Origin of the sequence: Kitasatospora sp. NPDC093550 (genome assembly GCF_044764985.1) — a bacterium.
Taxonomy (GTDB): domain Bacteria; phylum Actinomycetota; class Actinomycetes; order Streptomycetales; family Streptomycetaceae; genus Kitasatospora.
On the sequence record NZ_JBIWJF010000004.1, the window covers coordinates 362,925 to 386,000 of the forward strand.

Sequence of the window (23,076 nt, forward strand, 5' to 3'; positions counted from 1 at the left end):
CCCTCGCCACCTACCCGCCCTCCCCGCCTTCTCGTCCGAGCCACCGGTGCGTGAAGGGGCCCGCCGTGCTTCGGGCGCGGCGGGCCCCGGGGAGGTGGGGGTCACTGGCGGGCGGCGGTCTCCCGGCGCTCGTCGTGCTCGTCCTCGCCCTGGTCGTCGTCCCGGTCCCAGCCGTCGCTGCGGTCGCGGTAGAGGGTGAAGCGGTCGTACAGGACCGGCGTCGGGCAGAGGTTGGCGGCGGTGGCGGGCACCGAGTGGTAGTAGCTGACGGTGATGGTGGTGCGGCCGCCGGGCACCAGGCCCGGGTCGACGTCGAAGACCGCGACGCCGTAGGGGTACGTGGTGTCCGGGTCGGTGACGGCCGACCAGTGGGCCTTCTCCTTGGCGTCCGGGTCGGCCTTGAAGGTGAGCCGCTGGGTGCGGACGAAGGCCTCGCGCACACCCTCGCCGTCGGCGGGCAGGTAGACGTCGTCGTGGCCGGCGGTGCCGCCGCCACCGAGGATCAGGTGGACGGTGCCCCGGGAGGTGTCGATCTGCCGCAGGTCGTCGTCGGCGACGGCGGGGGTGAGCAGGCCGCCCGGCGCGGTGCCGCGCACCGGGTGGGTCCGCTCGTAGTCGTGGTCGTGCCCGGCCAGCACGAGGTCGACGGAGTAGCGGTCCAGCAGCGGCAGCAGCTTCTCGCGGATGCCCATGTCGCCGCCGTGGCTGGCGGAGGAGGAGGACATCGCGAACTGGTGCATGGTGGCGACGATCCAGTCCACCGAGCGGCCGCGCCGGGCACGTGACAGCACCCGCTCCAGCCACCGCAGTTGGGCGCCCTCGCTGTAGTCGCTGATGTAGATGGACTGCCCGGTGGCCGGGTCGAGGCTGGCGTCGTCCTCGACCACGATGTCGTTGCCGTCCAGGCTGACGAACAGCACCGAACCGACCTGGAAGCTGTACCAGTTGCCGCAGTGGTCGCGGCTGCCGTTGTCGGGCAGCTCGAAGCGGGTCAGGTAGGAGGCGTAGCCGAGGTCGCCGCCGCCGGCCTCGACCTCGTGGTTGCCGGGGGCGGGCATCCACGGGCGGTTCGCGGCGGACTTCGACAGGTTGTTCATGAACGCGTTCCAGGCCTGCGGCTGGAGTTGCGGGTTGTTGTTGGCGTACGCGAGGTCCCCGTTCAGCAGGTGGAACAGCGGGGCGAACCGCTCCACCTGGCGCACGGCCGCGGCGCCGTGGATCGAGGACTTCTTGAACACGTTGTCGCCGGTGCCCAGGTCACCGAAGCTGCTGAAGCGGAATGCGGCCCGGCCGCGCGCGGGCGCCGTACGGAAGGTGCCGCGCACCGGCTCGGCGCCGTCGTGCAGCACCTCGTAGACGTACGTGGTGTCGGGCCTCAGGCCGGTCAGCCGGGCGTGGTGGGTGAAGGTCTCCACCTTGTTGAGCCCGTCGACGTAGCTGCGGCTGCGCGCGCCGACCGTGCGGCCGGCGCCCTCGCGCGGGGTGCCGATCCGCACCCGGGGACGGCTGACGGTCGCCGCCGTCGCCCAGGAGACCGTCATCTCCCGGGACGGCTCGTCGCCCCACTGGAGGTGGATCTGCTCCGGGCCGGGCGTGCCGGCGACCGCCGGCCGGGTCCACAGCAGGGTGGACGCGGGCAGCGCGGCGAGCGCGCCGGCCGCCGCCCCCGTCCGGAGGACCGTTCTGCGCGAGGGCTGCGCCGAGGGCTGCGCTGAGGAGTACGTCGAGGGTTGGGACGAGGGCTGGGTCGAAGGGTCTGTCGGAAGGTGTGCCGCCACTGCCGCCTCCTGGGCTCCGGGAAACGCCCAGGAGGCTCCCAGTCGAACCGCACGACCGGGCCACGCCCGACCGTGCCTGCGGGGAACGGCAGTTGAACACCGGCTGACCGGCGAACCTCAGTGCACGGACCAGCCCTGACCGACCGTCCGCCTTCCGGCCCTCCGCCTCAGCCGCCGGCGGCCACGCCCGGGAGGCCGGTGGGGAGGCCGTCGAGGGCTTGCGAGCAGGGGCAGTCGCGGTCGGTGGGGAGGGTCTCCAGGGCCTTGAACAGGACGGTGCGCAGCCGGTCGACGTTGCCCGCGAAGACCTTCAGCACCTCGGCGTGGGTGACGCCGTCGCCGGTCTCCACTCCCGCGTCGAGGTCGGTGACCAGGGCGAACGAGGTGTAGCAGAGGCCGAGTTCGCGGGCGAGCACGGCTTCCGGGTGCCCGGTCATGCCGACCACCGACCAGCCGTTGGCGGTGAACCAGCGGGACTCGGCGCGGGTGGAGAAGCGCGGGCCCTCGATCACCACCAGGGTGCCGCCGTCCACCGGGTCCCAGGCGGCGTCGCGGGCCGCGTCCAGGGCCGCCCGCCGCCCGGCCGGGCAGTACGGGTCGGCCATCGACACGTGCACCACCTCGGGGACGGAGCCGTCCGGCAGCGGCAGCCCGTCGTAGAAGGTCTGCACCCGCCCCGAGGTCCGGTCGACGAACTGGTCCGGCACCAGCAGCGTGCCCGGCCCGTACTCCGGCCGCAGCCCGCCCACCGCGCACGGCCCGAGCACCTGCCGCACGCCCAGCGAGTGCAGCGCCCACAGGTTGGCCCGGTAGTTGATCCGGTGCGGCGGCAGGCGGTGGCCGCGCCCGTGCCGCGGCAGGAACGCCACCCGGCGCCCCGCCACCTCCCCCACGAACAGCGCGTCGCTCGGTTCCCCGTACGGCGTGTCCACCCGCACCTCGGTCACCTCGTCCAGCAGCGCGTACAGCCCGGAACCGCCGATCACGCCCAACTCGGCCCGTACGGTGCCCTGATCGATCGCCATCGTTCGTACCCTTCCTCATCGGAACGTCCCGCCCGCCACTGTAGAGCGGTGGCTGGAGGACCCTACGGCCGGATGGCCGCGGGCCGGCGGGGTGGTCCGGGACGGCCGTGCGGGTGACTTGCCGGACGTGTCGGCGGCGGCGTGCCCCACCGGTCGTGCGTCGGTGGGAGGGCGCCGCCTCCGGACGGCGCGTGTCCTGTCCCCGAACCTGAGAGCCGCCGATGCCTCCCACCGCTCGTCTCCGCCGCCTCGTCCCCACCGCGCTCTGCGCCCTCGCCGTGACGCTCTCCGCCCCCGCGGCCCACGCCGCTCCGCCGGGCCACGGCACCGGGTCCGACCCCGGCCGGCCGGACGGCCACCGGTACGACTGGGACGGAGTGGCGGCCTGCGAGAGCAGCGGCGACTGGCGCACCAACACCGGCAACGGCTACTTCGGCGGCCTCCAGTTCGACCAGCCCACCTGGCGCGAGAACGGCGGCCTGCGCTACGCGCCGCGCGCCGACCTCGCCACCCGCGACCAGCAGATCGCCGTCGCCGAGCACCTCGCCGGCCACCGCGGCCTCTCCCCCTGGCCGGTCTGCGGCGCCCGCGCGGTCAGCGGCCACGGGCCCACCCGCGACCACGAACGCGACGCCGTGCTGCCGCCGCCCGCCCCCGCGGCGGCGTCCACGGCGGCGTCCACGGCGGCGTCCACGGCGGGTGGCCGGTGGACCGTCCGCGAGGACGACACCCTCGCCGACCTCGCCGACAACCTCCGCGTCCCCGGCGGCTGGCCCGCCCTCTACGCCCTCAACCGCGCCGCCATCGGCGCGGACCCGGACCTCATCCACCCGGGCACCGTCCTCGACCTGCCCGCCTGACCCCGCCCCACGGCCCCACCGACCCGCCGCCCACGCCCTCCCCCTCCCGGGCGTGGGCGGCGCCGTGGTGCGCGCATCGCCCAGCGGAGGCTGAGCGCGCCTCCCGGCCCGAGGCCAGGGGAGCGTCGCCCCGCGGGCGGGGGTTCGCAGCCTCCGGGGACGCCGACGGCCCGCCCGCTCTCCGGGAGCGGGCGGGCCGTGGGGCGGGCGCCGGGGTCGGGGCCTGTCGGGCGGGCGGGGCCGGTGGGTCAGCCGACGTGCACGCGCGGGCGGCGCGAGCGGTCGGGCTCGGCCTCGCGCAGCACCTCGCGGGTGACCGGTGCGACCTCGCCCTGTCCGAACAGGAAGAACCGCAGGAACTGGGCGAAGGGGTTGCCCTCGGTCCACTCGAAGTACAGGTGCGGCCGCTGCCCGGTGCGGTCCCGGACGGTGAGGGCCAGGGCGGCGATGGCGTTGGGGATGCTGGAGCTCTCCAGCGTCAGGACGCGGTAGCGCCCGTGCAGGACCTCGCCGCGGACGGTCAGCTCGGCCTCGAAGTCGGAGGCGTCGCGGACGGTCACCTCGACGAAGACCAGGTCGTCCTCGCCGGGGATGTCGTTGTCGGCACGGATCTGGCGGATCTTGTCGCGGTACTCGGCGTTGTCGCGGCGGCTCGGCTCGTTGGCGATCAGTCGCAGCGGGCGGTGCGCGTAGTCCCTGATGAAGCGTTCCGCCACGTCGTCCAGGACGACGTTGGTGACGCGGAGCTCGAAGGCGCGGCGCAGCCGGGAGAGCAGCGAGACCAGGATGATCCCGGCGATGAAGCAGGCGCCGATCTTCAGACCGTCCGGCCGCTCCATGCAGTTCAGCACCGTGGTGTAGAGGAAGATCGCCGAGATCGCCGCGAAGCCGATGGTCCAGCCCCGCTCGCGCTTCTTGTACGCGGCGATGGTCACCGCGATGGCCGCCGAGCTGATCAGCACCAGCACACCGGTCGCGTACGCGCCGCCCTGGGCGTCGACGTCGGCGTCGAAGATCCAGGTGACCAGGAAGCCGATCAGGGTCAGCACCATCACCATCGGACGCACCGCGCGCGCCCAGTGCGGGGCCATGCCGTAGCGCGGGAGGTAGCGGGGCAGCAGGTTGAGCATGCCCGCCATCGCGGAGGCGCCGGCGAACCAGAGGATCGCGATGGTGGAGAGGTCGTAGACGCTGCCGAAGGCGCCGCCCAGGTACTGGTGCGCCAGGTAGGCCAGGGCGCGGCCGTTGGCGTCGCCGCCGGGCTTGAACTGGTCCGCCGGGATGAGCAGCGTGGTGATGAAGCTGGTGGCGATCAGGAAGCAGCTCATGATCACGGCGGAGGTGGTGAGCAGCTTGCGGGCGCCGCGGATCCGGCCGGCCGGGTTGGCGTCGGTGTCGTCGGCGTCGCCCTCGATGTGCGGCATCACGGCGACACCGGTCTCGAAGCCGGAGAGGCCGAGCGCCAGCTTCGGGAAGGTCACCAGGGCCACGCCGACCATGATGATCGGGTTCCCGTGCTGGGCGGTCAGCGCGTCCGACCAGTCCGTGACGACGTGCGGCGCCTCGATGATCTTCCACAGGCCGACGGCCACGACGACCACGTTCAGCGCGAGGTAGACCCCGACCAGGGCCACGGCCAGGCCGATCGCCTCGCTGAAGCCCTTGAGGAAGACCGCGCCGAGCAGCGCCACGAGGATCAGCGTGATCAGCACCTGCTTGCCGCCGAGCACGCTGGTCAGGTGCGGGTTCTCCACCAGGTGCGCGCTCGCGTCGGCGGCGGACAGCGTGATGGTGATCAGGAAGTCCGTCGCCGCGAAGCCGAGCAGCGCGAGGACGAACAGCTTGCCCTTCCAGAACGAGAGCAGCCGCTCGAGCATCGCGATCGAGCCCTCACCGCGCGGGCTCTCCTGGGCCACCCGCCGGTAGACCGGCAGCGCGCCCAGCAGGGTGACGATCACCAGCACGATGGTGGCGATCGGCGACAGCACGCCCGCGGCGAGCGCGGCGATGCCCGGCTGGTAGCCGAGCGTCGAGAAGTAGTCCAGGCCGGTCAGGCACATCACCCGCCACCAGCGCTGGCCGGTGTGCGCACCGTGCGCGGCGGTGTCCCCCGCCGCCGCGCCGTCCTGCTGCGCCCCCTCGGCACCGGCCTCCGCGGCACCGACCCCCTCGGCACCGGCCTTCGCGGCGGACTTGTCCGCGGACATGTCCTCCAGGAGCCAGCTGCGGAGCCGTATTCGCGCCGACGACGGTTCCGCCGTCGTCGTCTCCGTCGAACCCGACGAAACCACCTTGCACCTCTTGTTTAAAGACCCCGTAAAAGCGCCGTCGGGCGACGGCAGTGCGACAGGCTATGCGACGGGCGTTAAGAAGATGTCATCGGCCCGCGTTAAGAAAACGTCATGACGCCGCAGGTCGGCGCGGGTGCCGTGGCGGACGATCACGGGGTGCCGGGGCGGGGAGGACGCTCCCCGCCCCGGCGTCTCGAGGCGTGGACGGGGGTTACGCCCGGTAGCCGAGGACGGTCATCATGCCCGTCTCCGCGTGGTAGACGTTGTGGCAGTGCACCATCCACAGCCCCGGGTTGTCGGCGTCGAAGTCGACGGCCAGGGTCGTGCCCGGCAGCACGACCGCGGTGTCCTTGCGCGGGCCGTCGCCCGGCAGCGCGAAGCTGTGGCCGTGCAGGTGGACGGGGTGCCACATGCTCGTGCTGTTGCGGAACTCCAGCCGCACCCGCTCGCCCGCCGCCACCGGGTAGCGCTGCGCCGGGTCGTACGGGCGGCCGTTGAACGCCCAGTCGGCCTCGGCCATGCCGCCGGTGAGCTCCAACCGCACGGTGCGGTCGGGGGACTTGGCGGGCAGTCGGACGCTCGGGGCGGCCTTGAGCTGCCCGGCGGTGACCAGCTTGCCGTCCAGCTCGGCCGGGCGCACCGAGGCGTCGGGCGCGGCCCCGCCGCCGGTGCGCAGCAGGGCCAGCGCGGTGGCGTTCTTGCCCTCGGCCAGCGCGGTCAGCGGGAAGACGCCGTCCTCGGCGGTGACCAGCACGTCGTAGCGCTCGCCCATGCCGAGCAGCAGCGCCTGGGTGGCGGCCTGCTCGACCGGGAAGCCGTCGGTGTGGGTGACGGTCAGCTCGTGGCCGCCGAGCGCGACCCGGTAGGCGGTGTCGCCGCCCGCGTTGATCAGCCGGATCCGGATCCGGTCGCCGGGCTTGGCGGTGAAGGTCTCGGGGGCGGTGGCGAGGCGGCCGTTGACCAGGTGGAACGGGTGGGCGACATCCCCGGCGTCGCCGCCCAGCAGCGGGCTGGTGGCGCCCATCAGCATCCGCGACGGACCGCCGGCCGCGCCGCCCGACGCGGACCTCCCGGGCATGCCCGCCATGTCGTGGCCGGAGTGGTCCATGGAACCCGCCCCGCCCATGCCCTGGGCGAGTTCGGCGAGGACGGCGTCCGGGGTGCTGCCGTCGACCCCGTCCAGCCAGTCGCCCAGGACGACGACCCACTCCTTGTCGTAGCGCAGCGGTTCCTTCGGGTCCTCCACGATCAGCGGCGCGTACAGCCCGCGCTCCTGCTGGACGCCGGAGTGCGGGTGGAACCAGTAGGTGCCCGGGTGGCCGAGCGCGAAGCGGTAGTCGAAGGACGCGCCGGCCCGGACGGCGGCCTGGGTCAGGCCCGGCACGCCGTCCATGTCGTTGCGCAGCGAAAGGCCGTGCCAGTGCAGCGAGGTGGGCTGCGGGAGGTGGTTGGCGAGGGTGAGGGCGAGCGTGTCGCCGACGGTGGCGCGGACCTCCCGGCCGGGCAGCCGGTCGCCGTACGCCCAGCTGCGGACGGTGCGTCCGCCGAGGTCGAGGGTGGTCTCGGTGGCGGTGAGCGTGACCTTCCGCTCCGGACCGGGCCTGCGCGCGGCCTCGGCGGCGGCGACCTCGGGACCGTTCGGGGCGAGGAAGCCGGGGGGACCGGAGGGGGCGGGGGCGGCGGCCGGGCCGCCCGCGGCGCCGGTGGCACCGGTGGCGCCGTGGTTCATGGACGAGTGGTCCATGCCCTTCATCGCGTCGGACGAGCAGGCGGTGAGCAGGCCGGTTCCGGCGGCGGCGAGTGCGGCGCCGAGGACGGTACGACGGGTGGGTGTGCGCATGACGGAGTGCACCTCGTGCGGTGTGGTGTGGGCGTACGGGACGTCGCGTCGGCCGTTCCGTGTGCGGGTGCGCTGAGCGCGGGCGCGTTGAACGCGGGCGCGTGAGCGCGGGCGCGGGCGCTTCGCAGCGCGCGGGCACGGGACGGCTGGCGCGCGCCTACTGACGCAGCACCGAAAGCCGGGTGAGGAGTATCCGCCCGCCCCCGGGCGGGGGCAGCGCGCGGACGGCCCGCAGCAGCCGGGCCCGCACCCCGGCGGCGGCGTCACCGCTGCGGCGCAGCAGCGGCCCGACGACGAGGAGCACCAGGGTCCAGCCGGCGAGGACGGCGAGGCAGACCGCCATCGGGTCCATCCCGCCGGCGGAGGCCGGGTCGGCGGCCGCGGCGCGGACGGCCTCGACCGCCACCGGCGCGGCCAGGGCGGGCTCGGCCACGGCGGGCTCGGCCGGGACGGGCGCGACGCCGACGGGCTCGGCGGCCATCGCGGGGTGTTCCGGTACGTGCGGGGCGGCGACCACGGACGGCCCCGGATCCCCGTGCCCGCCGTGCCCGCCGACCGGATGGCCGAGCGTGTGCATCGTCAGGACGCCGAACAGCAGCGCGGCGAGGAGCAGCAGACGCAGCGTCCACGGCACCGGCGGGCCGAACGGCCGCTGCTGCGCCATCCTCCGCCTCCCGATCCGCTCCGCCCTCCCGTACCCCGGCAGGGTATCCCGAACTGCGGCGGCGGGCCGAGCCGGGGTCAACCCCGTTCACCCTCTTGGCAGGTGCAATTTCACATTGCTATGTTACGGCTCACTCGGGGGCGGCCCCGACCCCGCACCGCCCGCCCCCCTCTCTCCCCCCGGCAGTCCCGGGCCGGACCACCCCCACGGCACTGCCGCCTCGCACCGCCCTGCCACTTCCCCCTCCAGGAGATCCGGTGTCAACTTCCCGCGTTGCCAGGCGAGTCCTGCTCGCCTCCGCCATGGCCGTCACGCTCACGCTGCCCACCCTGCAGACCGCCCAGGCCCTCACCCCCACGGCCCCGAGGGCCACGACGCCCGCCGCCACCACCTCCGCTGCCAAGCCCACCACCGCCCCGACGCCCACCGACACCCCCGATCAGCGCACCGCCTACGACGACGTCGACCACCTCGGCGCCGACGCCGCCAAGCCCGGTGCCCCCGCCCCGGCCCCGGGCGGCGGCTCGCTCGGCACCACGCCCATCCCCGGCCTGCTGCCCGACCACGTCGGCGCGCCCGCGCCCACCGCCGACCGGCTCGCCGCCGCGGCCGCCGCCAACGCCGCCGCCGCGCCCACCACCAGCGCGGGCGTGCCCTGTACCGTCGACGGACTCACCGGCCTCGGCGCCGACCAGCTGGTCGCCTTCCTCACCGACCGGGCGGTCACCGCCGACGGCTGCCTGAACACCGTCCTCTGGACCTGGGACGCCCGGTTCACCACCACCATGGACAACGCCCACGTCCAGGCGGTGGCCCAGCGGATCACCCAACTGTCCGCCACCGACGACGGCACCGGCGCCTCGCACCTCTACGAGCTCTGGACGTACCTGCACGCCACCGCCTACCACGCCTTCAGCCACCACGAGCTGAACCTCGCGGACCCGGCCACCCTCCACGCCGTCCAGCAGGCGATCACGGCGTACGCGGGCAGCGCGCACGCCTTCGACCGCACCGACCTCGCCGCCAACACCCTGCGGGAGGCGGCCATCACCGCCGGCGCCGACGGCCTGCGCCAGAACAACCTCGGCCTCGCCCGGCGCATCCTCGGCGTGCTCGCTCCCGGAACGACCCTCGCCGACAGCCCCGCCTGGGGCAAGGCCGTCCTCCAGGCGCTCAACCTCAACTACCTGGGCATCTACAACCAGGACCCGGCCTTCCTCGCCGCCGTCGCCGCCGACGCCGACTACCGCGCCGCCTTCCGCGCGTACGCCTCGTGGGGCCACCTCAAGGGCACCAAGAACGCCTGGACCGCCCGCGACGCCGTCGCCGAGGCCGGGCGCTTCGGCCAGATCCCGGCCCTGCACGACGCCACCGTCGCCGACCTCGGCGCGCTGATCACCACCACCAAGGCCGCCTTCGGCGAGTGGTCCGACCCGTGGGTCAAGGCCATCGGCTGGGCCGCCACCTACGGCGTCTGCCACCAGTACGGCGTCTGCGTGTCCGACCTGGAGGCCAAGCTCTTCCCCTTCACCTACCGCTACGACAACGGCGCCATCGAGGTCCGCACCGCCCTCGACAAGGCCACCGTCGACCAGATGTACTACGCGAGCAAGCAGGTCAAGACCCAGTTCTTCCGGGTCCTCGGCACCGATCAGCCGCTCGCCGGGGACGTCAACTCCACCCTGCACATCCACCTGTACGCCTCGCGCGCCGACTACGAGGTCTACCAGCCGGTCCTCACCGGCTACAGCACCAGCAACGGCGGCATGTACATCGAGCGGGGCGCCACCTTCTACACCTACCAGCGGCGCGTCCCGCAGGACTCGATGCTCACCCTCGAGGAGCTCTTCCGCCACGAGTACACGCACTACCTCAACGGCCGCTGGGCGGTGCCGGGTTACTTCGGCGACCCGCGCTGGTACGCCGACGACAAGACCACCGCGATGGACGAGGGCACGGCCGAGTTCTTCGACGGCTCCACCCGCGACCGGGGCATCCTGGTGCGCAAGTCGCTGGTCCGCAAGCTCGCCGCCGACGAGGCCGCCGGCATCCCCCGGATGACCGTCGCCCAACTCCTGCACGCCCGTTACACCGACACCCCGGCCTTCCACTTCTACAACTACGCCGGCACCTTCTTCGAGTTCCTCTGGCAGAAGCACCCGTCGCTGCTGCGCGAGATGTACGGCTACGAACGCGCCGACGACCCGGCCGGCTTCGACGCCTGGCGCGACCGCGTCGGCGCCGACGCCGCCCTGCAGGGCGAGTACTCGGCCTTCCTGGACGCGCAGATCAAGAACGTCGACGCCCTGTACGTCCCGTCGACCTCCTTCATAGCCGACCCGGCCCTCGACCTCTCCGACGCCTCCGACGTCCAGGACGAGTTCGCCGACGCCACCGGCGCCACGCCCAGCTGCGGGAACAACGGCGACTGGGCCAACAAGCCGATGCGCTTCGTCTGCACCGGCCGGATCACCGCCAACCTCTCCGACGCGAAGAACCCCGACAAGGTGTTCAAGGACATGTCCGACACCGTGGACTACTTCATCCTCACCCGCACCAAGGACGTCGCGGGGGCGAACAACCTCAACGACATGAACTGCAGCTTCGGCAAGGTCGACATCTGGACCGACGGCAAGGCCGGCACCGCCGACTACACCTGCGAGGGGCCGCTCCGCCGCTGACCGCCGGCCCCTCCGGGGGCCCGACGGCCGGGCGGCGGTGCGGAACGCGGGGCCCGCACCGCCGCCCGGCTCAGTCCTCCCGCGCCTGCCGGACGGCGGCCGCCAGGTGCTCGCGGAACCAACGGTGGCCCGGATCCGCCGAGTTGCGCGGGTGCCAGGCCATCCCCATCTCCAGCGGGTCGAGTTCGAGCGGGATCCGGAAGGTGCGCAGGCCGAGCGCGGCGACCGTCTCCGGCAGCCAGTCCTCCAGCCCGAGCGCGACCAGGTCGCTGTCCCGGGCCAGCAGCATCGCACTCGTGTGGCTCGGCACCACCACCGCCACCCGGCGCCGCAGCCCGCGCTCGGCCAGCACCGCGTCGATCGGCCCGAGCCGCTTGCCCCGCCGCGAGACGCCGATGTGGTCGACGGCGGCGAACCGCCGGGCGGTGATCCGCCCCTCGAACAGCGGGTGTCCGCTGCGCGCCACGCCCACCAGCGGCGCCCGGAGCAGCGGCCGGGTACGGATCTCCGGGTCCAGCTGACCGAGCACGCCCACCTCGACGTCCACCAGTCCCTGGCGCAGCGCCGGCCCGCCCTCCAGGGACTCCGGCAGGAACAGCACGTCGACCTCGGGGGCCTCCGCCCGGATCCGCTCGGTCAGCGGGCCGGCCACCCGCACCAGCACCACGTCGCTGGTCTGCACGGTGAAGGTCCGTTCCAGGTGCACCGGCGCGAATCCCGCGCCTGGCCGCAGCACGTTCTCGCAGCCGCGCAGCAACGCGCCCACCTCCTCGCGGAGTTCGAGCGCCCGCGGGGTCGGCACCATCCCCTGCCCGGCCCGCACCAGCAGCGGGTCGCCCACCGCGCGGCGCAGCCGGGCCAGCATCCGGCTCGCCGCCGCCGGCGAGGTGCCGAGCCGCTCAGCGGCCCGGGTCACGCTGTTCTCCTGGAGCAGGGCATCCAGGGCCCGCAGCAGGTTGAGGTCCATCCATGGCTCCTGAACTGCACTTTTGCGCATCAGTCAACTATCCCCTGCCAATCCTTGCATGGTGTTCTCCGCCCCGGGCCGCCGAGACTGGAGCAGTCCGCACGGAACCCCTCGCAAGGAGCACCTGTGTCCACCGCCCGTACCGACCGTTCCGGCCTCGCCGGTGACGTCCTCGCCGTCGTCAGCCAGAGCGGCCCGACCGTCTCCTTCTTCGACGCCGCCACCGACCGGCTCCTCGACACCGTCGAAGTCCTCGCCGAGCCGCACGAGTTGTGCTTCGACCCGACCCAGCGCCTGCTCTGGTGCACCTCCGCCTACCACTCGGGCTACTACCACGCCCACACCGGCCGGCGCACCGAGCTGACCGTCATCGACGCCGACACCCGCCGCATCGTCGAGGTGATCGACCTCGCCCCCGAACACGGCCCGCACGGGCTGGCGTTGGACGCCGGGCGCAACCGCCTCTACGTCAGCGTGGAGGGCGGCCCGGACCGCCCCGGCGGCATCGTGGTCATCGACACCGTGTCCCGCCGTTCGCTCGGCCGGATCGACACCGACGCCCCCGGCCCGCACTGGTTCGCCATCTCCCCGGACGGGCGCACCGGCTTCGCCACCAACAAGGAGGCCCCGTTCGTCTCGATCGTGGACCTCGGCCGGGGCACGATGACCGCCAAGGTCGAGGTCCCCGGCAGCGAGGGCCTCGCCGCCTCCCCCGACAACACCCGGGCCTACGTCGCCGCGCCCTACCTCGGCTTCGCCGGGAAGCCCGACGCCGCCCCCGGCATCCGGGTCATCGACGCCGCGTCGGCCTCGGTGGTCGCCACCCTGCCGACCGAGCACGCCGCGCTGCCGGTCCACCTGACCTCCACCGGCAGGCTGCTGGCCGGCGAGATCCGCTCCACCCCCGACCCGGAGTCCAAGCTCGGCCGCCAACTCCCGGGCGTGCTCTCGGTGTTCTCCACGGACGACCACCGGCTCCTGGGCTCCGTCGAGATCGGCCTGTTCCCCCTGAGCATCACCTCCTCCCCCGACGGGCGCCTCGCCTACGTCGCCTCCGTCGTCTCCTCCACCGTCGACGTCATCGACCTCGACACCTTCACCCCGGTCTCCCGCCTGACCGTCGCCAAGCGCGCCGAACCCGGCGCCCACGGCCTGGCCTACATCCCCTGCCCCGCCTGAGCACGCCGCCTTACCACACCACCTGACCGCGTCGCCCCGCCGCGCCGCACACCAGCCCCGTGCCCCGGCCGACCCCCGTCGGCCGGGGCACGGTCATGCGGCCGCACGGGATCCCCACGCCCGTCGGTCACGGATCGTCAGGAACATTGGCCAGCAGATCCGTTGGTGACGGAGACCGGCCCGGGCAAACGGATAAAAGAGGGAGAACCGGAAGTTCCGGATGTGATTTGGATCACCCTATGCTACCGATCGGTAGCAAGTTACGTTTCTCAGGTTGCATGACAAGATCAACGGGGAGGCTGTCAGCACATGAACATCGAGAATCTTGTCGCCATCCAGCAGGAGTACTACGACGAGCGTGCCGTCGAGTACGACGACACCTTCGTCCCCTACCAGGAAGCCGCCTCTCCCGCGCTCCTGGAGCGGCTCGCCAGCGGCGAGTTGGGCGGTGACGTGCTGGAACTCGCCCCCGGCACCGGCTACTGGACGCGTCACCTCGTGAAGCGCAGCGCCACCCTCACCGCGGTCGACGGCTCGGCGAGCATGATCGAGGTCGCGCGCGCCAAGGGACTGGGCGACGTCGAGTTCATCCAGGCGGACCTCTTCACCTGGCAGCCGCACCGTCAGTTCGACGGAGTGTTCTTCGCGCACTGGCTCGCCCACGTTCCGCTCGAGTACTTCGACGACTTCTGGGCGCGCGTCGCCAAGGCGCTCAAGCCCGGCGGTGTCGTCGAATTCGTCGACGTGACCCCGCTGGAGCGGATCGGCGAGGTCGAGGACCAGGTGGACCCGGAGCACGCCGTCGTCCGTTCGCTCGCCGACGGCCGTGAGTTCCGCATCGTGAAGATCTTCTTCGAGCCCGCCGAGCTGGAGCGCCGTCTGACCGCGCTCGGCTGGGACTGCACGATCGAGGAGGTCGCCCCGGGCTTCTTCTACGGCCGGGCCCGCCGCGCCGGCGAGACCGGAAGCGGGGAGTAAACCGCTTCATGGAGGCCACCCAGGCCGCCGCCCGTACGCCGTTGGACGGTTCACCGGGGTGGCGGGAGAAGATGCGCTCCCCGGGCTTCGCCCTGCTGGCGATCTGCTTCACCCAGGCGCTCGTCCTGCTGGACACGACCGTCGTCAACATCGCCTTCCACACCATCGAGCAGGGCCTACAGGCCTCGCTCGACCAGATCCTCTGGGTGACGAACAGTTACCTGCTCACCTACGCGGTGCTGTTGGTCCTCGGTGGCCGCCTGGGCGATCTGTTCGGAACGCGACGCGTGCTCCTGATCGGCCTGGTCGTCTTCACCGTCACGTCGGCGGCCTGCGGACTGGCGCAGACGCCCACCCAGCTCATCCTGGGCCGGGGTCTCCAGGGTGTCGGCGCGGCACTGCTCGCCGCGCAGGCGATGGCCGTGATCACCCGGGTGTTCCCGGCCGAGCAACGGGGCCGGGCGATGGGGACGTGGGGTGCCTTCGCGGGCCTCGCGACCGCCGTCGGGCCGACGGTGGGCGGGTTGCTGGCCGGCACGCTCGGCTGGCGGGCCATCTTCGTCATCAACGTCCCGGTCGGCGTCGTCGGCTTCGTCCTGGTGATGCTGAGCGTTCCGCCGCTGCGGGGCGAAGGCCGGGCCCGGCTGGACCTGTTGGGGTCCGTCGTGCTGGCCGCCGCGATCTTCCTGCTGGTCTACCCGCTGGTCGAGGGCGAGCGGCACCACTGGGGCACGCTGTGGGGACCGGTCACGGTGCCCGGCTGCCTGGTGGCGGGCCTGGTGGTGCTCGGGGCCTTCGCGCTGGTGCAGCGCAGACGGCAGGGGCGGGATCCGCTGATCCCGTTCGCGCTGGTCCGCAACCGGAACTTCGCCCTGTTGTCGGTGGTGATCGGCGCCATCCCCGGCGCGGTGGCCGCGGTGCTGCTGCTCGTTCCGCTGCACCTGCAGACGGTGCACCACTGGTCGCCGTTCGGCGCCGGGCTGGTGCTCGCCGTACCGCCGTTGATCTCGGTGGTGGTGGCGCGGCGGTCCGGGCGGCTGGTGGACGCGATCGGCGGGAAGACCGTGCTGATCGTCGGCCTGGTGCTGTTCGCCGCGGGCGTGGGCGCACAGGTGCCGGCGCTGTCGGCACACTCCTCGTGGCTCCTGCTGCTGCCGGGCCTGGCCGTCATGGGTGTCGGTATGGGAGTGTGTTTCGCACCGTCGGTCGCGGTCGCCATGCAGGACGTCCCGCCGGAGCTGGCGGGTGTCGCGTCCGGGGTGTTCAACACCACCCGGCTGTGCGGCAGCCTGCTGTGTACCGCGCTGACCGGTGCGCTCCTCCAAGTCGGCCTGACCCGGGGCGACTTCTCCGGTGCGGTGCGGACCACCTTCCTGGTGCCCGTCCTCGCCCTGCTGGTCGGCGCGCTGTTGTCGGTCGGGCTCCGCCGGGCTCCGGCCAAGACCGCCGGCTCCTGAGGCCGGCCGCTCGACGCAGGCCTGCCCCACGGGCCTGCCCCGCAGTCTCCTCCCCCGCAGGACTTCACGCAGGACGTCATGCAGGACTCAACGCGGAGTCCTCATCCCTTCGCCTCTCTCTTCGCCTATCGCGCGTTCCGAAGACGGCAGCGCGCTGTTGGAGACAGCACTATGGCCAAGTCGATCAGTACCGATCACGCCCTCGTCAGAAAAGCCGCCAACAAGATGTTCCTGCGGTCCTACGGTGGCGACCGCCGCCCGCGGTTCGCCTCGCCGTACCCGCTGTTCCCGGCCGTCCGCGACCTGGAGGCCAAGCTCCCCCAACTCCGCGCCGAGGTCGAGGAGTTGCTGCGCCAGCGGGAACTCGGACGGTACGAGGACATCGACCCCGTGCGCGCCGCCCAGATCTCCAAGGACTGGCGGCTCTACTACGCCTACGTGCTGGGCGTGCCCAACGAGGCCGCCCGGAAGGACACTCCGACCCTCCTGGAGTTCGCGGAGAAGACCCCGGGCGTGGTGAGCGCGATGGTCTCGGTGCTCGAACCGGGCGTCAACCTCGACCCGCACGCCGGACCGTACGCCGGGATCCTCCGCTACCACCTGTGCATCAGCACCCCGGCGGAGAACCCGCCGCGGATCCGGGTGGACCAGGAGTACTACACCTGGAAGGCGGGCGAGAGCATCGTCCTCGACGACACCTTCGAGCACGAGGTGCGCAACGAGGCCGACGAGCCCCGGGTCGTCATCATCGTGGACTTCCGCCGCCCGCTGGGACCGCTGGCCGACAGCGTCAACCGGTGGTTCCTGCGCTCCAAGCGCAAGGCGTCCAGCAAGATGATCCAGCTCTCGAACGGGGACTACTGATGCCCGGAGCCCTCCTCATCACCGGCGCCGGCCGGGGCATCGGCGCAGCGACGGCGCGCCTCGCCGGGCAGCGCGGCTACCGCGTCTGCGTGAACTACCTGCACAACGGGACGGCCGCCGAGGAGGTGGTCCGCGACATCGTCCAGGCCGGCGGCACGGCCCTCGCCGTCCGGGCGGACGTCTCCCGCGAGGCCGAGGTGGAGCGGCTGTTCGCCACCGTCGACGCCGAACTCGGGCCGCTCACCGGGCTGGTGAACAACGTGGGCGTGGCCGAGAAGAAGTCCCGGATCGAGGACCTGGACGAGGAGCGGCTGCACCGCGTGCTGACCACCAACGTGGTGAGCGCCTTCCTCTGCGCCAAGCACGCGGTCCGCCGGATGTCCACCCGGCACGGGGGCCGGGGCGGGGCGATCGTCAACGTCTCCTCGGCCGCCGCCCGCCTCGGCTCGGCGAACGAGTACGTGGACTACGCCGCCTCCAAGGGCGCGATGGACACGCTGACCACCGGCCTGTCGCTGGAGGTCGCGGCCGAGGGGATCCGGGTCAACTCGGTGCGCCCCGGCTTCATCCGCACCGACTTCCACGCCACCGCCGGCGACCCGGGCCGGGTCGACCGGCTGCAGGGCAACCTGCCCATGCAGCGCGGCGGCGATCCGGAGGAGGTGGCCGAGGCGGTCCTGTGGCTGCTGTCCGACCAGGCGTCCTTCGTCACGGGGTCGTTCACCGAGCTGGCGGGCGGCAAATGAGCCCGTCCACGAGCCACGTGTTGCACCCCACCGACCGCTTGCCACAGGCGAGTTCGGGCGTCGAGGTGCTCCGGTCCGTGCAGGGCATCGGCCGGGCCGACTGGGAGCGGCTGGGAGTCGCGGGCAACGTCTTCTTCGGCTACGACTTCCTGTGCTCCATCGAGCGCGACCCGCTGACCCGGCCGGCCGACCCGTACTACCTGCTGGCCAGGGACGCGTCGGGTGCACCGTCCGCCGCACTGGTGCTCTCCCTCCAGGAGACCGTCGACCCCTTCGCGACCGACCCCGACGCCGGGATCACCCGGATGCTGGTCGGGCACATCTGGCACTGCTACGACACGATGGTGCCCTCGGCCGGCACCCTCGACGCGAAAACGCTTGCCGACCTGTGTGCGTCCATGGGTACGCTAGCCGACGAACTCGACGTCGCCACCTACGGTTTGGTGAACATCGAGTGGCAGGGAGAGCTCGCCGGGCTGCTGGCCGAGGCGGGCCTGCCGGGCCAGGAGACGACGCCGCGCTACCGGCTGCCGATGCCGGCGGGGGGTTTGACCCTCGACGACCACCTCGCCACCATCGGCCGGGCCTCGCGCCGCTCCCTGCGGCAGTACATGCGCCGGGCGGAGCGGGCCGGTGCGCGGATCACCTTCGAGCAGGGCTCCGACGTCCTCGACGACGCGGCGCTGGCGCTCTGCACGGCGACCGCCGACAAGCACGCCCCGGGCTACTACCCGCCCGGGGAACTGTCCGCGCTGATCCGCGCCCTGGGTCCGGACTGCCGGATCCTGCGGATCGAGCTGGACGGGGTGCTGCAGGCGGTGTCGATCTGCCTGCTGGACGAGCAGCGGGCGCACTTCTGGGCGGGCGGCTGCCTGTACCCGGAGGAGCTCAACTGGAGCCCGCAGTACGTGCTGTTCGGCGCCGAGCTGGAGTACGGCATGGCCAGCGGGAAGCCGGTCGTGGAGTTCGGCCGGCGCAATGACGAGTTCAAGCGGCGTTACGGCCTGCAACCGCAGCGGTTGGGCCGGTTCATGGCCACGCGCTAGACGATCCACCTCAGGGGGAAGCCTTGGACAGCTCTCTACCGGAGAGTGACTATTCACTGCGGTCCGCACGGCTGTTGCGGTCCGCGGCCAACGATCTGAAACGGGACGACGCCTCGGCCGAGCAGGACCTCGGGCTGCCGCCCGGCGCCTTCGCCGACCTCACCTCGGGGCGCCGTCCGGTCGACTGGGACCTGATCGGCAAGGCGGCCGCCGTCTGGCCGCTCAACGAACGCGATCTGCTGCCGATCCACGACGACTGCCCCGACGGCGTGCGGGTCCACCGCCTGGCCGACTCCGTCGCCAGCGGACGGACCATCAACCGGGGCGGCAGCCCGTACTACGAGTACCGCGACACCGCCATGTCCCGGGTGGCCTCCTACCGGCCGGAGTGGATCAGCATGCTCCGGGTGGTCGAGGACAGCGACCCGGACAACCCGGCGGTCGAGTGGAACCGGGGCCACCTGCTGTACCAGTTCACCTACTTCGTCGGGCCGGTGAACTACTACTACCGCTGGGAGGGCGTCTCCCACTGCGTCGAGATGAACACCGGGGACTCGGTCTGGGGCCTGCCCTTCGCACCGCACTCCTTCACCTCGCGCTCCGCCACCGAGCCCGCCTACATCCTGGCCCTCACCTACGGCGGCGACCTGCTGGGCGATGCCCAGCGGGAGCTGTCGGTGCTCGGCCCCCGGAAGGCCAGGGCGCTGGCCCTGCCCGCCGAACAGGCCGCGCTGCTGCGGTCGTTCGCCGAGGCGCGGCTGCTCTCCACCGAGGAGCTGGCCCGCCGGGCGAAGCTGCCCGCACCGTACGTGGCGCAGCTGTGCGCGGGCGAGGCCGCGGCGACCGGGGACGAGACCGCCGCCCTGGCGGACGCGCTCGGCGTGGCCGTCCGCGAACTCCTGCCCACCCGGATCGGCACCGAGGCGGGGGTGCACCTCGCGTACCGCGCCGAGTCGCGCTCCTGGGAGCTGCCGGAGCAGGGCCGGGCGGCGTACCGGGTGACCCAGCTGGCCGGCGACCCGGCGCACCCGCACACGACCGCGCTGGAGGTCGACGTCCTTCCGGCCGCCGACGCCTCGGCCGGCTGGCTGAGCACCTACCAGCACCAGTACGCCTACGTGCTCGGCGAGGAGCCGGTGGAGCTCCACTGGGAGCACCGGGGCGAGCGGCGCCGCGAGCGGCTGGAGCCCGGCGACTCCGCCTACGTCCTGCCGGGGACGCGGATCGCCTTCGCCGCCCTCACCGCCGACCCGAACACCGCGGGCGACGCCGACGGCGCCGCCGCCCGGGTGCTGCTGCTGCGCGTGGGCGGCGCCACCACCACGGACGTGCGGTTCGCGCTCGCCACCATCCCGGGCGACGGCATCGAGCGGTACCTCGACGAGGACCGGCTCTGGTTCAAGTCCGACGCGGCACAGCCCGGCGCAGCACACCCAGACGCAGCACAGCCCGGCACAGCACACCCCGACGCGCAAGAGTCCGACGCAACAGATCTGGAGTCCGCACGTGAGCACTGAGCGATCGAGCAAGTCCCGTCGGCTGCGAGCCCTGCTCGCCGAGGACGGCCTCATCCGGGCCATGGGCGCGCACAACGGGCTCACCGCACGGCTGGCCGAGCGCGCCGGCTTCGAGGCGATCTGGGCCTCCGGCCTGGAGATCTCCGCGAGCTACGCGCTGCCCGACCAGAGCCTGCTGAGCATGACCCAGTTCCTCGACGCCGCCGAGGCGATGGACGCGGCCACCACCATCCCGGTCATCGCCGACTGCGACACCGGCTTCGGCGGCCCGCTCAACGTCGCCCACGCGGTGGCCAACTACGAGCGGCGCGGGATCGCCGGCATCTGCATCGAGGACAAGATCTTCCCGAAGATCAACAGCTTCGCGGCGGCGTCCCAGGACCTCATCCCGGCCGTGGACTTCGCCGAGAAGATCGAGGCCGGGAAGAGCGCCCAGGTCTCCGAGGACTTCGTCCTGATCGCGCGCACCGAGGCGCTGGTCGCGGGCGCGGACATGGACGAGGCGCTGGACCGGGCCCGCACCTACGCCAAGGCCGGCGCCGACGCTGTCCTGATCCACAGCAAGAGCCGCCAGCCCCGGGAGATCCTGGAGTTCGCCTCGCAGTGGGACCTCGACATCCCGCTGGTGTGCGTGCCGACCACGTACAACACCGTCCACGAGTCCGAGCTGCGCGCGGCCGGGTTCAGCGTGGTGATCTACGCGAACCAGGGCCTGCGCGGCGCGATCAAGGGGATCAAGGCCACCCTCGCCGAGCTCGCCGCCGGCGGGCGCGGCCAGGCCGTCGAGGAGCAGATCGTGCCGATGGGCGAGGTCTTCGAACTCCAGGGCATGACCGCGAAGTTCGAGAGCACCGTATGAGCGAGTACGTCTCCGCCACCGCGCTGCTCGACGGGCTCAGGACCCTCGACACCAAGCTGGTCACCGGCGTCCCGTGCTCCTTCTTCGGCGGCCCGATCCGGCTGCTGGAGGAAGGGGCCGAGGGGCTGCGCTACGTCCCGGCGGTGAACGAGGGCGCGGCCCTGGCGATCGCCGCCGGCGCCCGGCTCGGCGGCGATCCGGCCGTGGTGCTCAGCCAGAACTCCGGGTTCGGCAACCTGATCAACCCCCTCACCTCCCTGGTGCTGCCGTACCGGATCCCGGTGCTGGTGATGATGAGCCTGCGCGGCTGGCCGGCTGCGGGGGCCGGCGAGCAGCAGCACCACTGGATGGGGCGGGTGTCCCACCCGTGGCTGGACTCCCTGGAGATCCCGCACTGGACGCTGGACGGGCAGGTGCCCTTCGACCAGGTGCTCTCCGAGGCCGCCGACGCGCTCAAGGCGCGCCGCCCGGCCTTCCTGCTGGTCCCCAAGGGCGCCATCGGCGGAGTCCCGGGCGTGACCGAGCACGGTCGTGCCGAAGGGCCGGACCGCGCCGACCTGGTCTCCGCGGTGCTGGCCGAGGTGACGGACGAGCACCTGCTGGCCACCACGGGCTTCCTGTCCCGCGAGCTGTTCAACCAGGGCGACCGGCCGGGCAACTTCTACATGCAGGGCTCGATGGGCCACGTCGGCAGTGTCGCGCTGGGCGCGGCGATGGCCAGGCCCGAGCGCCGGTTCGTGGTGCTGGACGGCGACGGCGCGGCGCTGATGCACCTGGGCTCCATGGCCACCACCGGCCACTACCGGCCCGAGAACCTGCGGCACGTCGTCTTCGACAACGGCAGCTACGAGTCGACCGGCACCCAGCTCACGGCGGCGGGCCGCGCAGACTTCGCGGCCACCGCCCTGGCCTGCGGCTACCGCACGGCGGAGACGGTCGACTCGGTCGCCGAGCTGCGCCCGGCGCTGCGCCGGCTGCTGGACGCCCCCGGCCCCGCGCTGCTGGCGGTGCGCGGCGTGCCCGGAGCGGCGGCGGGCGGACGGGCCTCGGAGAAGGTCTCGCCGGACGAGATCGCCGACCGCTTCGCCGACGGGCTCGTCGACGGACTCGTCGACGGACTCGTCGACGGCGGGCGGACGGCCGGGGACTCCCATGCTGTCTGAACTGGTACGGCTGCCGGGCCACCCGTCCGCACACTTCGGCCGGGGCGCGGCCGACCGGCTGCCGGAGACCCTGGAGGCCCTGGGGGCTTCCCGGGTGCTGGTCGTCGGCGGCCCGGGCTCCTTCGAACGGTCCGGCGCCGCGGACCTGGTGCGCTCCCTGGAACGGGACCACCGGATCCGCTGCTTCATCGGGTCGGGGCCGAACCCGACCCTGCCGACGGTCGAGGAAGGACTGGCCGTCGCGCGGGAGTTCGGCCCCGACCTGGTGATCGGCGTGGGCGGCGGCAGCAGCATGGACCTGGCCAAGGCGATCGCCGTGCTCGCCCCCCAGCCGCGCCGCCCGCTCGACTACCTGCGCGACCCGGCGCTGCTGGAGCGCGACCGGCTCGGCCTGGTGCTGCTGCCGACCACCAGCGGCTCCGGCAGCGAACTCACCCGGTTCGCGACGATCTACGTCGACGGCCGCAAGCACTCGCTGGACTCGGACCGCTCCCGGGCCGACGCCGTCCTGGTCGATCCGCGGCTCACCGAGAGCGTCCCGCTGCCGGTGGGCGCCTCGGCCGGGGCCGACGCGCTCTGCCAGGCGGTCGAGTCCTCCTGGGCCGTCAGCGCCACGCCCGAGTCCCGCCGCTACGCCCGGCAGGCCGTCGAGTCGTTGGTGCCCGCGCTGGACCGGCTGGTCGGCGGCACCCCGCCGTACGACCGGGAGGTGTACGACGGGCTGGCCCTGGGCGCGGCGCTCTCGGGAGCCGCGATCAACCTCACCAGGACCACCGCCGGCCACGCGCTCTCGTACGGGCTGACGGCCCGCGCCGGCATTCCGCACGGGCTGGCCGTCGCCCTGCACATGCGCTGGCTGATCGGGCACAACACGGCGGCCGCGGAGGGCGACTGCCTGCACCCGGACGGGCCGGCCGTGCTCCGCAGCCTGGTCGACGACCTGCAGGCGGAGTGCGCGAGGAGCACCGGCGACTCGCTGGAGGCCCTGCTGGGCCGGCTCCTGGAGCGCGGCGGCGTCCCGGACCGGCTGGCCGGCCTGGGACTGCGCGCCGAGGACTGGACGGCGGACTGGCAGCAGGCGCTCGGCACCGTCCGGGGTGGCAACAATCCGCGCGCGGTGACGCCGGACGACGTACGCAAAGCACTGGAAGAGTAGGAGCT

At 73.0% G+C, this 23,076-nt stretch carries 18 protein-coding genes; 12 read left to right on the plus strand and 6 right to left on the minus strand.

What is annotated here, in order from left to right; translation table 11 throughout:
- Positions 1–101: 101 nt before the first annotated feature.
- Together ACIRD3_RS08825 and ACIRD3_RS08830 are read right to left on the minus strand one after the other, a co-directional pair.
- Positions 102–1,778: a purple acid phosphatase family protein gene (locus tag ACIRD3_RS08825; protein WP_402213367.1), complete on the minus strand. Its 1,677-nt coding sequence runs from the start codon at positions 1,776–1,778 to the stop codon at positions 102–104.
- Between the two features lie 167 nt (positions 1,779–1,945).
- Positions 1,946–2,803 carry an S-methyl-5'-thioadenosine phosphorylase gene (locus ACIRD3_RS08830; protein WP_402213368.1) on the minus strand — a complete coding sequence of 286 codons (858 nt, stop codon included), beginning with the start codon at positions 2,801–2,803 and terminating at the stop codon, positions 1,946–1,948.
- A 221-nt stretch (positions 2,804–3,024) separates the two neighbouring features.
- On the opposite strand from ACIRD3_RS08830, the gene ACIRD3_RS08835 reads away from it, so the two are divergent.
- Positions 3,025–3,663 carry a transglycosylase family protein gene (locus ACIRD3_RS08835; protein ID WP_402213370.1) on the plus strand — a complete coding sequence of 213 codons (639 nt, stop codon included), beginning with the start codon at positions 3,025–3,027 and terminating at the stop codon, positions 3,661–3,663.
- Between the two features lie 248 nt (positions 3,664–3,911).
- Here the strand turns inward: ACIRD3_RS08835 and ACIRD3_RS08840 are convergent, their stop codons facing one another.
- The 3 genes from ACIRD3_RS08840 to ACIRD3_RS08850 form a co-directional block, all read right to left on the minus strand.
- Entirely contained in the window at positions 3,912–5,870 is a 1,959-nt protein-coding gene (locus ACIRD3_RS08840; protein WP_402213372.1) for an amino acid transporter, read from the minus strand.
- A 295-nt stretch (positions 5,871–6,165) separates the two neighbouring features.
- Complete coding sequence (locus ACIRD3_RS08845) at positions 6,166–7,794, minus strand: multicopper oxidase family protein (protein ID WP_402213373.1); 1,629 nt, start codon at positions 7,792–7,794, stop codon at positions 6,166–6,168.
- 157 nt (positions 7,795–7,951) lie between these two features.
- Positions 7,952–8,458 (minus strand): hypothetical protein, encoded by a 507-nt coding sequence (locus ACIRD3_RS08850; protein WP_402213375.1) that lies wholly within the window; start codon positions 8,456–8,458, stop codon positions 7,952–7,954.
- Positions 8,459–8,715: 257 nt separating this feature from the next.
- Here ACIRD3_RS08850 and ACIRD3_RS08855 point away from each other — a divergent pair, with 257 nt between their 5' ends.
- On the plus strand, positions 8,716–11,139 hold the full coding sequence (locus tag ACIRD3_RS08855) for a collagenase (RefSeq protein ID WP_402213377.1): 2,424 nt from the start codon (positions 8,716–8,718) through the stop codon (positions 11,137–11,139).
- Positions 11,140–11,209: 70 nt separating this feature from the next.
- Here ACIRD3_RS08855 and ACIRD3_RS08860 read toward each other — a convergent pair whose 3' ends face one another.
- The gene (locus tag ACIRD3_RS08860) at positions 11,210–12,106 is read right to left on the minus strand and encodes a LysR family transcriptional regulator (RefSeq protein WP_402213379.1); all 897 of its coding nucleotides are present in this window, start codon (positions 12,104–12,106) and stop codon (positions 11,210–11,212) included.
- Positions 12,107–12,232: 126 nt separating this feature from the next.
- Between ACIRD3_RS08860 and ACIRD3_RS08865 the strand changes: the two genes are divergently transcribed.
- The 10 genes from ACIRD3_RS08865 to ACIRD3_RS08910 all read left to right on the plus strand — a co-directional run bounded on the left by ACIRD3_RS08865 (position 12,233) and on the right by ACIRD3_RS08910 (position 23,071).
- The gene (locus ACIRD3_RS08865) at positions 12,233–13,285 is read left to right on the plus strand and encodes a YncE family protein (RefSeq protein WP_402213381.1); all 1,053 of its coding nucleotides are present in this window, start codon (positions 12,233–12,235) and stop codon (positions 13,283–13,285) included.
- 309 nt (positions 13,286–13,594) lie between these two features.
- Complete coding sequence (locus ACIRD3_RS08870; protein ID WP_402213383.1) at positions 13,595–14,263, plus strand: class I SAM-dependent methyltransferase; 669 nt, start codon at positions 13,595–13,597, stop codon at positions 14,261–14,263.
- Between the two features lie 8 nt (positions 14,264–14,271).
- On the plus strand, positions 14,272–15,720 hold the full coding sequence (locus ACIRD3_RS08875) for an MFS transporter (protein ID WP_402213385.1): 1,449 nt from the start codon (positions 14,272–14,274) through the stop codon (positions 15,718–15,720).
- A gap of 171 nt (positions 15,721–15,891) precedes the next feature.
- On the plus strand, positions 15,892–16,584 hold the full coding sequence (locus ACIRD3_RS08880; RefSeq protein ID WP_402213387.1) for an aspartyl/asparaginyl beta-hydroxylase domain-containing protein: 693 nt from the start codon (positions 15,892–15,894) through the stop codon (positions 16,582–16,584).
- Positions 16,584–17,330, plus strand: a complete 747-nt coding sequence (locus tag ACIRD3_RS08885) for an SDR family oxidoreductase (protein WP_402213389.1) — start codon at positions 16,584–16,586, stop codon at positions 17,328–17,330. The genes ACIRD3_RS08880 and ACIRD3_RS08885 overlap by 1 nt, the downstream gene beginning before the upstream one ends.
- Positions 17,327–18,376, plus strand: coding sequence for a GNAT family N-acetyltransferase (locus ACIRD3_RS08890; RefSeq protein ID WP_402213391.1), 1,050 nt, complete (start codon positions 17,327–17,329; stop codon positions 18,374–18,376). Before ACIRD3_RS08885 ends, ACIRD3_RS08890 begins: the two co-directional genes overlap by 4 nt.
- A gap of 74 nt (positions 18,377–18,450) precedes the next feature.
- Positions 18,451–19,893 (plus strand): hypothetical protein, encoded by a 1,443-nt coding sequence (locus ACIRD3_RS08895; protein WP_402213392.1) that lies wholly within the window; start codon positions 18,451–18,453, stop codon positions 19,891–19,893.
- The gene (locus ACIRD3_RS08900) at positions 19,883–20,752 is read left to right on the plus strand and encodes an isocitrate lyase/phosphoenolpyruvate mutase family protein (RefSeq protein WP_402213394.1); all 870 of its coding nucleotides are present in this window, start codon (positions 19,883–19,885) and stop codon (positions 20,750–20,752) included. The genes ACIRD3_RS08895 and ACIRD3_RS08900 overlap by 11 nt, the downstream gene beginning before the upstream one ends.
- Positions 20,749–21,915, plus strand: coding sequence for a phosphonopyruvate decarboxylase (gene aepY / locus ACIRD3_RS08905; protein WP_402213395.1), 1,167 nt, complete (start codon positions 20,749–20,751; stop codon positions 21,913–21,915). Before ACIRD3_RS08900 ends, aepY begins: the two co-directional genes overlap by 4 nt.
- Positions 21,905–23,071: a phosphonoacetaldehyde reductase gene (locus tag ACIRD3_RS08910; protein WP_402213397.1), complete on the plus strand. Its 1,167-nt coding sequence runs from the start codon at positions 21,905–21,907 to the stop codon at positions 23,069–23,071. The genes aepY and ACIRD3_RS08910 overlap by 11 nt, the downstream gene beginning before the upstream one ends.
- The last annotated feature ends 5 nt before the right edge of the window (positions 23,072–23,076 follow it).